Here is a 12,124-nt window from a genome sequence, read left to right on the forward strand (position 1 = left end):
TAACATTCCTTAGAATGAGAAAAATATTTTGTGCAAGTACATAGTTTCATTTCACAATACGGAATGCGCAGTTCACATTATAAAATTCGGAAATTCAACTCCACACATAAAGAAAATTAAGTTTCAAATTGCACTTTCCCACTGCAAATTTTCGACTCAAATTAAGATGCATTGACCTGATTTCATTCCAGTACGATTTCATACCAGGGCGACGGATAATCGAAATCCAGTTCGAATCCACCGTTTTTTTGCCGTATTGCGGTGTGCGGTAGTGCTTTCATGTGGACACCACTTCCATCCAGTGGAAACACTGTGATTTTTTTGCTGCTGGTGGCATGGAACAGCTTGACGGGAATACGCTCCAGCCAGACTGGGGCATTGCCATCCAGTGCGCCGGAAGGTTTATTTGAGGTCGTGGCATCTGGCTCCAGCGTCCACCAGGCTTTTTGGCTATCGTAATTGACCAGTTGTTTGGGGCGCTGCGGTATAACACCAGGCTGGCTTGCAGCTGTGGCACCAGACAACACCAGTAGCAGGCGGCGAGAATTTTTCAACGGCTGTGCGTCACGGCTGGTCAATAGCATGACGCCATACTGCCGACCTTTTTCAGAAAACATGGGCAAGGTCTTATCAACATCCAGGTTCACCGATAAACCCGACCGTGTGCCGGCAAACATGCGTGTATAAGCTGTATCAGCAAATAGCCAGGGGCCGGACTGGTTATAACGCAACTGCCCGCCCGGCGCTGTCCAGAGTGTGTCTTCTTCCATGCCGGGTTTTGCATAATGTGCACCGGGCTTGGGTGTCACCGTCGATTTTGCCTGCATATCATGCAGCATGCCCAGGCGCGAAAAAAAAGCATGCTTGTATTCCAGCCCGTATTGCGACTGCAAATAACCGGGGAATCCGGTACCACTAACACCATCACGCATGGCGCCCAATAATTGTCGTGTCTCTACCGGCAGATTAATGGCAACCTTTTCCGGCAGCGGGCGTATCTGATACTGGCGGAATAATGCTGACGCTATTCCTGTTGTAACCAGTTGCCCGGAATGGCCGCTCAGGCCGAAACTGTCAGGTACCGACGACCAATGATCGCCGTCAATATAGTGAAAGAGGAACAGCCCATCCCAGTCTTGCGCGGCAGCAAAGGCACTCATCACTGGCAAAATTTCTGCCGATTGCCGGTTCGGGTAGGCCTGGTTAAATTCGCTGATGACAAAAGGCTTGCGCAGGTCACGTACATAGGCGCGCTGCAATAGTGCCTGCCAGCCATCACGCAATACCGATTCATCACGGATGCGCCAGTCGTTCCTGTCCCATGGCTTATTAGGAAAGTCATAGTGATCAACATAGAAATGCTCATCCACGTAATCCATCTGTTGCTGCGCATCTGCCATGGCGATGCCACCAAAATACATTTGCGTGCCCGTCAGCGGCACCAGATCCCCCAGTTCCTGCCGTATGGTCTTGCGCATCACCGTCAGGTATTGCATATCCATGTCTGACAGATAACGGACATAATCCAGTACCCGACGGCCATTGCCTTCTTTATGCGGCCGGTATTGCTGTTGCAGTGCTGACGGTGTAGCGTAACCCAGCCTGGTCATTACCCTGCTGGCCAGGCGCTGCATGCGGGCAAACCAGCCTTCGCCGTATTCCAGTACATTGGCCTCGGATGATTTGACGTTGATAATGCCTTTTCTGGGTAAAGAACAGCTATCCCAGATTGCGCATGCCTGTTCGGCACCACCATATTGGCGCAATACCCATTTTTGCCAGTTCTGCTGCAACTGGCGTTCATATTCACCGGTCAGGCTATCGAGTTGAGTGCGCTGCCATGCGCCCAGCAGTGAAGATTCATTATTGATTTCTATCATTGCCAGGGCTGGGTCGTCCTTCAATTCCAGCCGTCGCAGCAATTGCTGCACATATTCTGCCTGCAGGCTGATCATGCGAGGTTCAAACAAATGCAGAGGATGGCTGGCAAAAGGCATCTGTTCGCCTGGTGTCATGGGTGTCACCTGATCCACCGCAGGCCGGAACTGGTAACCCACATGCAAGTTCAGATTCACATACAGGCCTTCCGCCTTGAGGGCGTTGATGAAGACACGCAGGCGCAGCAAAGCTGCCTCATTGAAACTGGGGAAGGCTGCTGTCGTCAAAATGCCACGTGGCTGTTCCTGGCTGTCGCTGAGTACGGTATCAAGATGATGCAGACGCACGGCATTGAATCCCAGCCGACGCAGGCGCTGGGCTATTTTGACGGCATCCTTTTCTTCGGGGAAATTGGCAGCATTGGCCAGACTAACACCAAACAGGCGCACGCGGCTATCATCACGGGTACCTGGTTTAACGTCGTGACCAAGACGGAAAAAATGATTACCCTTGACGTACAGACGGTCTCCTGCTTCGAGTGCGTGGTTCATGCCCCCAAAATCGACGACACCAGACAAAGCGTCTTCATTCACTTCAAAAGGATACCAGGCCGATTCCCCCGCCCTGGCAGAAACCGCAACGGCACACCATGCCAGCAAAGAGACCAGCAAACGCAGCAGCATGGCATGAACACGTGAATGGGCAGGAGAGCGGGGAGAAAATTGAAAATACTTCATAGTTTGGGTCGCAACTGACATGGTAACCATTAGAATTAGGACTTACGGAAATTATTCCGGCAAGGGCAATGAAGACCTTACTTTACAGCCACAACACAGCTGGGGCGATTTTGCATGAGCCTTAAATAAGTTCCAAGAATATCGCACAAACACACGACATCAGTATTGAGAAATGCAAAATTTGCCTGTACTGCCCTCCAGCCTGAACCAGTTGGAAACAAATATCGTCAAACTGATGATCGTTCTGTTCGTCATTTTTTCTCTGCTGCCCTATGGTCTGTCATGGGACTATACCGGCTCATCTGCGGTCACCATGGAAGGCTCGCTCACCACCAAATTGCAATGGGGCAGCTTGTTCATTCTGGCAACATTCATACTTTACCGTCACTTGCCAGAAGCCTTGAAAGACATCCGGGCCATGAATCCCTTCCTGGCGCTGGTTCTGATCTGGTGCCTGGCTTCCAGCTTGTGGTCACCACTATCAGCGACCACCTTCAAGCGTGCCATACAGCTATATGGACTGGTAATGATAGGTTTCAGCGTGCAACTGGCCGCCCGCCCGTTGCAACTGATGGTCAATTACGTGCTCTACACCTTGTCGGGCCTGCTGATACTGTCGTTTTTCATGGCAATTGCTGTTCCCAGCATAGGCATTGATTACGAACTGGGCGGCGCATGGCGCGGTGCCCTGTCGCAAAAGAATGAGCTGGGCCAGGTTGCTGCGCTTAGTATCTTGCTGTGGCAAATCAAGTCATGTATAGAAAAAGTCGGGGTACGCAATCTGGCATTGGGCCTGTTATTTTCTTTTTTCATACTGGTCATGAGCAAAAGCTCCACCAGCATGATTATTACCCTGCTGACGACAGGCATGTTCCATCTGTTGCGCAAACGTCATATTTCATCGTCCTATTCATTGACGCGCGCTACCTTGGTCATCACTTGTCTACTGACCATCGCTGTCTACATTTTCTTCATGCAAGAGTCACGCATGCCAACCTGGCAAGAAGCTGCGTCACCCGTTGCCAGCCTGTTTGGTAAAGGTACGGACCTGACTGGTCGCACCGATGTCTGGCAACTGGTCTGGCTGGAAATCAATAAACATTACCTGATTGGACTGGGCTACGGCGCATTCTGGCTCGGGCCAGACAGCCTGTCGCAATTTGTGATTGATGCACTGCACTGGATACCCTTGCAGTCACACAATGGCTATCTGGATATTCTGAATGAACAAGGCCTGATCGGTTTGATACTGGTGATACTGACGCTGCTGACACAGGCTGGTTTTCTGGTCACACTGGCCCGCCTTGATCGCCAGCAGGCCGCATTCTGGTCCGCCATGCTGACGGTGGTGGTGATTACCAATTTTACGGAAAGCAGCCTGTTCCGTGGTTTTGTATTCCAGAATGTGTTTTTTATCTTCAGCCTGATTGCCGTCAGTTCTGCCACCAGAAGGTTAAAGCAGGCCAAAGCGCAATCAGCTTAACAGTTTGCGCCCCATTGCCTGGAAGCGCTGTTCGATATAACGATAAGACAGGTGCGATAGCAACCACGAAAACACAGTCACCGCCAGCAAGCGGATCAGGGCAGAAGCCCCAGGCATATACCAGGCGACGACACCTATCACTAGCCAGTGATACAGATACAGGGAATAGCTGATCCTTCCCACATACACTACCGGTGGCCATTGCAGGAAACTGTTGAAATAATTGCGTGAAAACATCAATGTCGCAAACATTAGAAACAAGGCCATGCCCTGTAACGAATAGCGCAATGATTCCCGGAAATTTTCGTCACGGATGGCAAGGCTGATCAACATGATAACGGCTCCTGCTGCAAAGCCACGCCAGGTATTCAGGCGAGCAAACAGCTGGGGGTAACGAACCATCACCAATGACAGGCAGACGCCATACAGAATCGAATCAGCACGTGTATCTGTCGCCGTATAGATGCGGTAATGCGGTAGATGATCGAGACCTATGCCATACACCAGGTAGCTGCGCCAAGTCAGCATCACCAGCAAGATGGTAACAATGACACCCAGAAAACGCCTGGGCGCACCAGCAAAGATCATAAAAAGAAAAGGAAACACAAAATAGAAATGCTCTTCCACCGCCAGCGACCAGGTAATGGCAAGGGGTTGCTTGATCAACTCACCACTGAAGGTGGAATAAATACCGTAATAATTGGCAAAATACAGAAATACCGCTGCCGGTTCAGTCCATGTCCAGACATCACCAACCAGTGACATCAACGTCACCGAAATACCCACAAACAGCAACAGGGCCGGTGTCAGGCGGAACAGTCTGCGCACATAAAAGTGACGTACATTGATGCCACCCTTTGCATCCCATTCAGACAACATGAGTTTGGTGATGATAAAGCCGCTGATAAAAAAGAAAATGGTAACACCCAGACCACCAGGCACAACATGCCCAAAGCCTGCATGCGAAAAAAACACCATGGCAATGGAAACAGCGCGCAAACCATCGAGCGCCTGTAGGCGATGCTGGGAATGGCTACTCATGACTTGCCTGCCCCAGCCTGACTGCCATAGGCATGCGACGCCTTGCCCCAGAAATAACTGAGCTTACCCAGTTGGGACGCTGCAATTCGCAACCAGGCAAATGTCTTGAGGGGTTTGACAGGCAGGCATAGCAAGGCGAATAACAGTGCAAGTACAAACTGCACGCAGGCGCGGCCACTCAATATGATGGCCGAACGCAGTCTTTGCATGCCAGACAGCATCGCCAGTTCGGTACGGATAAATAATTGCCCGGTACGATAAGAGCGCTGTAGCAACCACTTCGCCGTTGCCCGGTCTGGCGGAATATATTCACTGGCCGGTGCTTCATCACACCACACCATGACTGCCCCCATTGCATCGAGCCGCCGGAACAGCATGGTATCTTCACCACCGGTGGTACCAAAAGCAGGATCAAACGGGCCGACACCTCCCTGCTGGCTTGCTGTCAATCGTTGCAGCAAGACATGCCTTATCAGCACATTGCCGCTACGCGCATCACGATGGTCAATGCGGGTGCCGGTAGGCAAGCGCCGGCGGTCAAAATAGCCACCCCGGCGTATCCAGTCTGGCGTGGTTTCGGCATAGTCTGGCAATACCGGTGCAAACACCACATCGGCATTGTGTGCGAGCTGTGCGGCCAGTAATTGCTGCAACCAGGTGGATACCGGTACTTCATCATCATCGATCATGACAATCCAGTCCCCCTTTGCAGCGGCAATGGCCGCATTGCGTGCCAGAGAAATATTGGGATTGGCGAGATTGACTGTGGTCAGGCTGCCAGCAAACAGTTGGCCCATTTCTGCCAACACGGCAGAGGCAGATTGCGCGGGGTCATTGTCGACGACGATAACTTCGACACTGTGCTCTGTCGCCTGATCCCAGACGGCCTGCAATAAACGACGCAGCAGGACTGGCCGCTTGTAGGTGCAGATGCAAATACTCAGATCAGTCATGAGACTTAATGTTTACGCCGGAACATGCGGGACAACAGACGATACATCCATGAAAACGGAGCCAAACCAGATGCGCCGTCATCCTCGTGCTGATTGTAGATCGTGCCCAATACCTCAACGCCAGCAGCCAGCATATCAGCCTTGGTCTGGCGCAGTTCGTCAATATAGGTATGATCTGTGCGAGCCAGCAGCAACACACTGCCCGTCTGATGCGCGACCATCTGTGCATCAGACGCTTTCGACGCCGCATGAGTATCAATCACAAAGGCATCAAACTGATCACTGCAAGATTCCAGCAATTCACGGATGCGTGGTGCACGTAAAATTTCCAGCGGATTCGGTGGTTGCGGCCCGGCAGGCAGCAAATGCAGGTTGGGCATGAGTTGAATCAAAGCATCGGGCAGGCTGATGCGCCCCGCCAGCACAGACGAAAGACCATCTGGCTTGCCGAGTGAAAAATACTCATGCAGGCTGCCACCGCGTAAATCTGCGTCGATCAATAAGGTGCGTTTACCCACCTGCGACAAGGCGATGGCCAGGCTGGCAGCCATATAGCTTTTACCATCACCGCTGGCGGCGCTGACCATGGCGAGTTTAATTTTTTCCTGAGCACTGAATTTCAACAGTAGTTCACTGCGCAGGCGCCGGATTTCTTCCGCTTCTTTGCTAAAGGGGAAATAAAAGAATTTCAGCGAAGGGTCGGCACTGCCATTGATCAGGCTTTTGGTCGAATAACCAAATTGTTCGCCCAGGGCCTGATCCAGTTGCGCCTGGGTCAGGTAACCCAGCGCCAAGGCGGAATCGCCAAAGCGCAGTTTTTTTTCTTTTTGTAGTTGGGCAACCTGATCGATTTGCTCAGGTGTGAGTAAGCCTTTTTGCAAAAACAGTTCGCCCAGTCGCCCTATCTTGGAGACATTCTGCACTTGAGTTTCAGCTTCACGCATGCATACCTCGCTCAAGCTGTTGTGGGGCATCGCTACCACTCAATTTCTCGTCAAATCCTATTTTTGCCATCACAGGCTCATCAAATTCACGTTCCAGATCTTCCAGGCAGCGCACCCGTCGGTTCATCAATTCCAGCAAAAATGCCAGACCAAAGCCGAATACCACGCCCGCCAGCAAACCAAACACCAGATTGTTGCGCAGTAAAGGTTTGGAGTGTTTTTCCGGAAGCTCGGCCCATTGCATCACCGATGCATTGGAAATAGATACATTACTGGTCATCAGCAATTCGTCAAATTTTTGTATCGCGGCATTGTAAATTTTTTGTACGCTATCAAGCTGTCGTTGATATGAACTGATGACATCCCTGTGTTTTTTATTCTCAAAGGTCTTTTTCTGGTAGTTGGCGATATCTGCTTCGATGACTTTTTCTTGCTGCAACAGACGCCCTTCTGCGGCACCGAGCATCTCGAATGCGGTTGCAGATTCTCTTTGCAGCTTATCCATCAGCGCCTGACGCTCATCCTGGATGGCGATATATTTCGGATGACGCACACCCAGCGTGATCTTGGCATTTGCCATTTGCGTATCCAGAGAAATCAGCGCCGCCTTGAGGCCGGAAATATGTCCTATACCGGCAATTTCAGGGATATCTGACTCAGGATTACCCTGCTTCACCAGTTTTTCCAGTGATTGTCGCTTGGCCTGCGCCTCGACCCGCTGCAACTGCACGTCAACCAGACGCACGCTGAGGGCATTCATCTGTTTCGATTCAAGGTCGGCTCTTTCGTCGACATCCACGATCTGATATTGCTGCTGATACGCTGTAAGTTTCGTTTGCAACTCATCAATCTGCCGGCTCATGGATTCCAGTTGCGCATTGTACTGATCACGCCTGGCCCTGGCGGGTGCGTTCATCATTTCCAGCGACAAATCGATGTAGGCCTTGACCACTGCATTGGCAACGTCTTTGGCATGTCTGGGGTCGCTGGATGAATACTGGATTTCGATCACACGGCTATTCTTATGCGGGGCAACATCGGTATTCCTGACGATGGATTCCGCCAATGCCCGCAGGCCGCGCTGTTCACCATAGCGCAGGATAAATTTCTTGCCTTCGGGCGTTGCCTGCAAACCCAGTACCTGTATCACTCTTTCAGCAACCTGCACGCTTTTGATGACATCGAACTGGGTCTGCAAATAACTTTCGTCCTGCATGGGATGAAACTGGCGACCACTGATCGGGTCATTCATACGGTAATCGATGAAGATTTCTGCGCTCGCCACATAGGTCTTGGGTAGCAACAGGCTGGCAACAACCGCACCAGCTACTGCCACCACCATCACAAACGCAATCAATAACTGACGCGCACGCAGCATTGCCCCGATCTGGGCAAAGGACAATACCAACTCACTGGGGGATGTTCTCATTTTACGCTTCAGAATATCCGTTCGTTGATAAACACGACATCGCCTGGCAACACGCCATCCATAATGCTGGCCGCCACCTCGCGCACTTCACCACCGGGCATTTTTCGATAAATGATGATGCGGCGCACTGAGCCCCTGTCGGTCACACCGCCACCGATAGACAGTACACGCATGACGTTCAAGTCTTCTTCCATCGGGTACATACCGGGCTTGCGCACTTCGCCATACACGTAAAAGTTTTTGATCTGCGGCACGAAGAGCACATCATTCGGCTGGATTTTTTGTGCCAGCTCAGGCGCAAGCCTCACTGCATCCAGTTCCAGCTTGATGGATGAGTATTCACGCAATTCCGACGCTGGCTTGCCAGGTTCACGACGCAATATACGCAGGTTTTTTTCGGCTTTTTGCGAGACGCCACCAGCCAGGCTCAATGCCTCAAGTATGCTGATTTGTCCCTGCAAAGGGTAACGACCGGGACGCAAGACTTCGCCCAACACAGAAAAAGTTCTGCTGAGCTGCTGTATCACTTTGATGGAAACCTTGGGATTTTTGATGTACTGTCCCTGTTCCAGCTTTTTCGAAAACACGGCAGCAATTTCCGTTGCTGTACGTCCTTTCACCTCTACCGTTCCCACCAGGGGCAAGGTAATCACACCACTTTCGCCCACCGTCACATCGGCAGTCAGGTCGGGCTGACCAAATACGGTGATCAATAACTGGTCGCCCTCGCCGATGACGTCACTGGCGGCTTCTGGTGGCAAGTCTGCGGCAGAAATAACCACTGAAGGTTTTGGGTCTGCCTGCGGCACTTGCAATAAACGATTTTCCAGCTTCAAACCTGTTGCTGATTCAGGAACATTTTCCTGCGCCATTGCCGGTGCCGCAATGGCAACTGCCAATACAGCTACGGCTGTGGCAACTCGACAGACTGTTATTTGCCGAAAATCAGAAAAAATGGACCAGATTGGCATCATGCATTCAAGCTTTTACATAAAGAACTTCATTTTATATTGCAATAGTAAGAATAGATGCAAATTTTTGTCAGGACAACAAAACTCAAACCAGGACTGGCATATCGGCTATATTGATATTGTCATTTAATAACAAAAATTAACCTTTATTGAATTGTGAGCAACTCAAAGCTAAGTTAACATTCGACAATAGCCCGAAAGATATCTATGCACACACCAAGTCCTCCATCATCAAGCAATGCCGACAGGGTGGTCCCTCTGGTCATCATTGCGCCCGTTCGTGATGAGGCAGACCTGATCAGACTGACGCTGGATTCCATGGTAGCGCAGACCGTCAAGCCGGTGGAGTGGATCATTGTAGACGATGGCTCGCAGGACGGCACCGCAGACATCGTGCGTGAATATGCAGAAAAATACAGCTTTATCCGCCTGGTGCAACGTCCTGACCGGGGTTTTCGCAAGGTGGGCGGTGGTGTCGTAGCCGCCTTTAAATTTGGTATCACGCAAATCCAGCATCAGGACTATGAATATATCGCCAAACTGGATGGCGACATGTCATTTGGCCCACGCTACCTGGAACTGATGTTCCGGCAATTTGCACAAGACCCCAAACTGGCGGCTGTATCCGGCAAAGTCTTCCGCGAAGAAAACGGGCAAAAAATCGAAGAGCACATCATAGACGAGCATGTGGCCGGGCAATTCAAACTCTACCGCCGGGTCGCTTTTGAAGAAATCGGTGGTTTTGTCGAAGAAGTGCTGTGGGATGGCATTGATGTCCACACGGCACGCATGAAGGGCTGGACAACCCTGAGCTTTTTCGACAGCGATGCCATACTCATGCATCACCGCCTGATGGGTTCATCAGACAAGAATGTGTATCGTGGTCGCCTGCGCTGGGGGCGCGGTATCTGGTTCATGGGTTACCACCCCCTGTATGCATTGGCATCCGGCATATTTCGCATGCGTGAAAAACCCTTTGTGATCGGCGGCCTGCTGATCATCGCCGGTTACATAGGCGCTGCCATCAAGGGCGCACCGCGCTACGACAACATGGAATTCCGACAGCATCTGCACAGGTGGCAGCTTGGGCAGATCAAGAATCTGTTTGTCAGGCGTAAGAGTTGATCCGATATTTATCTGTACCATCCGTACTATCCGCAATTTTAACCGGCCCCTGATATTGTGACTTCATCTGCGTCGGCTTCAAAGCATCGGATAAATGGCTAAATTATGGCTCGATTAAATACTACCGATAACACTGGCATCCATGGTTAATGCGTCATCAGCTTCAAATCCCTCACAGCCCGCGCAAGTTCTGACTGCGCTGACCGGCGTCGCCTTCGCCGCGACCATTTATCTGACGCTGTTTGGCATCATCATCTATTCCGAGCATGCCGATCCAGACATCTTTGGCGTACGCATGCTGATCGCGACACTGGCCAGTATCATCTTGTTTTCCAGTCATCAGATGCTCAATACCCTGCAAGAAAAACGTCTGCTGACGGTTTTCCCCAGTATTGCCGCACGCTGGTTCGTGGTGTTCATGATCGTCGTGCTGAGTGCCTATGTCGACAAGACGTCGGAACAACTGTCACGTGCGGTAATGCTGACCTGGCTGTTGGTTACCCCTTTCAGCCTCACCTGCACCGCCCTGTTCATGCGCAGCATCGCGGTGATTTACTACTCCAACCCGTCCAGGCGCCGCAAGGCGGTCCTGATCTGGTCTAATTCCGCCTGCGCAGACCTGGTTGAATCGCTACGCAGGACTCCTTTGGCAGCGATTGATGTGGTCGGTTTTTTTGATAACCGGAATGAATCCCGCCCTCCCAGTAATTTGAGACGCCTGGGAGATTTGAGTGAAGCCACGGACTGGATCGTCGACCAGGAAACCGGCCATGCGAATGTGGACGTCGTTTTCATAGGCATGAATACCAAAGAACCACCGGAGCTGGCGGAAATTATCGCGGTTCTGGAAGACAGCACGGTATCCACTTATTTTGTGCCGGAATCGCTGATCTTTGGCATGCCCGGCATACAATTGCGTGAGCTGGCAGGTCGGCCAGTACTGGCATCAACCGAAACTCCCTTCATCGGACTGGCTGCACTTCCGAAACGCCTGCTGGATTTATTTGGCTCTTTGTTTGGACTGATCGTGCTTTCACCGGTATTGCTGATGATCGCCATAGGGGTAAAACTGGGGTCCCCTGGTCCGGCGCTGTTCAAACAAAAACGCTATGGCATAGCCGGACGCCCCATCAATGTATATAAATTCCGCAGTATGCGCCAAACATCGCCCGATGCGCCGGTGATACAGGCGAAAGCAGGCGATCCGCGTGTCACGCCATTTGGACGTTTCTTGCGCCGCACATCACTGGATGAACTGCCGCAGTTATTCAATGTCTTGCGTGGTGAAATGAGTCTGGTAGGGCCGCGCCCGCACGCCATTGAACACAATGAACTGTACCGCAAACTGGTGAGTGGCTATATGTTCCGTCACAAAATCAAACCCGGCATCACCGGCTGGGCGCAGGTTAACGGCTTGCGTGGCGAAACAGAAACGCTGGAAAAAATGGAAGAACGCATAGACTATGACCTGTACTATATACAGCACTGGTCAATCTGGCTGGATATCGTAATTATCTGGCGCACAATGAAAGTCGTACTTGGCGATAAAAACGCATATTGAAA

At 51.3% G+C, this 12,124-nt stretch carries 9 protein-coding genes; 3 read left to right on the plus strand and 6 right to left on the minus strand.

All coding sequences use genetic code 11. The annotated features are described in order from the left end of the window. Window positions 1-182 precede the first annotated feature (182 nt). Window positions 183-2,615: a hypothetical protein gene (locus ACO0LK_RS19210; RefSeq protein ID WP_422977855.1), complete on the minus strand. Its 2,433-nt coding sequence runs from the start codon at window positions 2,613-2,615 to the stop codon at window positions 183-185. Window positions 2,616-2,787: 172 nt separating this feature from the next. On the opposite strand from ACO0LK_RS19210, the gene ACO0LK_RS19215 reads away from it, so the two are divergent. Beyond that, window positions 2,788-4,098: an O-antigen ligase family protein gene (locus ACO0LK_RS19215; protein WP_422977857.1), complete on the plus strand. Its 1,311-nt coding sequence runs from the start codon at window positions 2,788-2,790 to the stop codon at window positions 4,096-4,098. On the opposite strand, the gene ACO0LK_RS19220 is transcribed toward ACO0LK_RS19215, so the two are convergent. From ACO0LK_RS19220 to ACO0LK_RS19240, 5 genes are read right to left on the minus strand one after another with little or no spacing between them, the layout of a single operon-like run. Beyond that, window positions 4,090-5,139 (minus strand): acyltransferase family protein, encoded by a 1,050-nt coding sequence (locus tag ACO0LK_RS19220; protein ID WP_422977859.1) that lies wholly within the window; start codon window positions 5,137-5,139, stop codon window positions 4,090-4,092. The genes ACO0LK_RS19215 and ACO0LK_RS19220 overlap by 9 nt on opposite strands. Further along, entirely contained in the window at window positions 5,136-6,092 is a 957-nt protein-coding gene (locus ACO0LK_RS19225; protein ID WP_422977861.1) for a glycosyltransferase family 2 protein, read from the minus strand. Before ACO0LK_RS19225 ends, ACO0LK_RS19220 begins: the two co-directional genes overlap by 4 nt. A gap of 5 nt (window positions 6,093-6,097) precedes the next feature. Beyond that, entirely contained in the window at window positions 6,098-7,036 is a 939-nt protein-coding gene (locus tag ACO0LK_RS19230; RefSeq protein WP_422977862.1) for a polysaccharide biosynthesis tyrosine autokinase, read from the minus strand. Further along, window positions 7,029-8,465: a Wzz/FepE/Etk N-terminal domain-containing protein gene (locus tag ACO0LK_RS19235; RefSeq protein WP_422977863.1), complete on the minus strand. Its 1,437-nt coding sequence runs from the start codon at window positions 8,463-8,465 to the stop codon at window positions 7,029-7,031. The genes ACO0LK_RS19230 and ACO0LK_RS19235 overlap by 8 nt, the downstream gene beginning before the upstream one ends. An 8-nt stretch (window positions 8,466-8,473) precedes the next feature. Continuing rightward, the gene (locus ACO0LK_RS19240; RefSeq protein ID WP_422977865.1) at window positions 8,474-9,364 is read right to left on the minus strand and encodes a polysaccharide biosynthesis/export family protein; all 891 of its coding nucleotides are present in this window, start codon (window positions 9,362-9,364) and stop codon (window positions 8,474-8,476) included. A gap of 279 nt (window positions 9,365-9,643) precedes the next feature. Here ACO0LK_RS19240 and ACO0LK_RS19245 point away from each other — a divergent pair, with 279 nt between their 5' ends. Both ACO0LK_RS19245 and ACO0LK_RS19250 read left to right on the plus strand, forming a co-directional pair. Beyond that, window positions 9,644-10,561: a glycosyltransferase gene (locus tag ACO0LK_RS19245; protein WP_422977867.1), complete on the plus strand. Its 918-nt coding sequence runs from the start codon at window positions 9,644-9,646 to the stop codon at window positions 10,559-10,561. A gap of 142 nt (window positions 10,562-10,703) precedes the next feature. Then, window positions 10,704-12,122, plus strand: a complete 1,419-nt coding sequence (locus ACO0LK_RS19250) for an undecaprenyl-phosphate glucose phosphotransferase (RefSeq protein ID WP_422977869.1) — start codon at window positions 10,704-10,706, stop codon at window positions 12,120-12,122. Window positions 12,123-12,124 lie beyond the last annotated feature (2 nt).

Origin of the sequence: Undibacterium sp. Ji49W (assembly GCF_049340205.1) — a bacterium.
GTDB lineage: Bacteria > Pseudomonadota > Gammaproteobacteria > Burkholderiales > Burkholderiaceae_D > Undibacterium.

Excerpts from the sequence above, each read along its gene's own strand:
- ACO0LK_RS19210 (WP_422977855.1), bottom strand. The coding sequence starts at position 2,615 with ATGAAGTATTTTCAATTTTCTCCCCGCTCTCCTGCCCATTCACGTGTT.
- ACO0LK_RS19215 (WP_422977857.1), top strand. The coding sequence starts at position 2,788 with ATGCAAAATTTGCCTGTACTGCCCTCCAGCCTGAACCAGTTGGAAACA.
- ACO0LK_RS19220 (WP_422977859.1), bottom strand. The coding sequence starts at position 5,139 with ATGAGTAGCCATTCCCAGCATCGCCTACAGGCGCTCGATGGTTTGCGC.
- ACO0LK_RS19225 (WP_422977861.1), bottom strand. The coding sequence starts at position 6,092 with ATGACTGATCTGAGTATTTGCATCTGCACCTACAAGCGGCCAGTCCTG.
- ACO0LK_RS19230 (WP_422977862.1), bottom strand. The coding sequence starts at position 7,036 with ATGCGTGAAGCTGAAACTCAAGTGCAGAATGTCTCCAAGATAGGGCGA.
- ACO0LK_RS19235 (WP_422977863.1), bottom strand. The coding sequence starts at position 8,465 with ATGAGAACATCCCCCAGTGAGTTGGTATTGTCCTTTGCCCAGATCGGG.
- ACO0LK_RS19245 (WP_422977867.1), top strand. The coding sequence starts at position 9,644 with ATGCACACACCAAGTCCTCCATCATCAAGCAATGCCGACAGGGTGGTC.
- ACO0LK_RS19250 (WP_422977869.1), top strand. The coding sequence starts at position 10,704 with ATGGTTAATGCGTCATCAGCTTCAAATCCCTCACAGCCCGCGCAAGTT.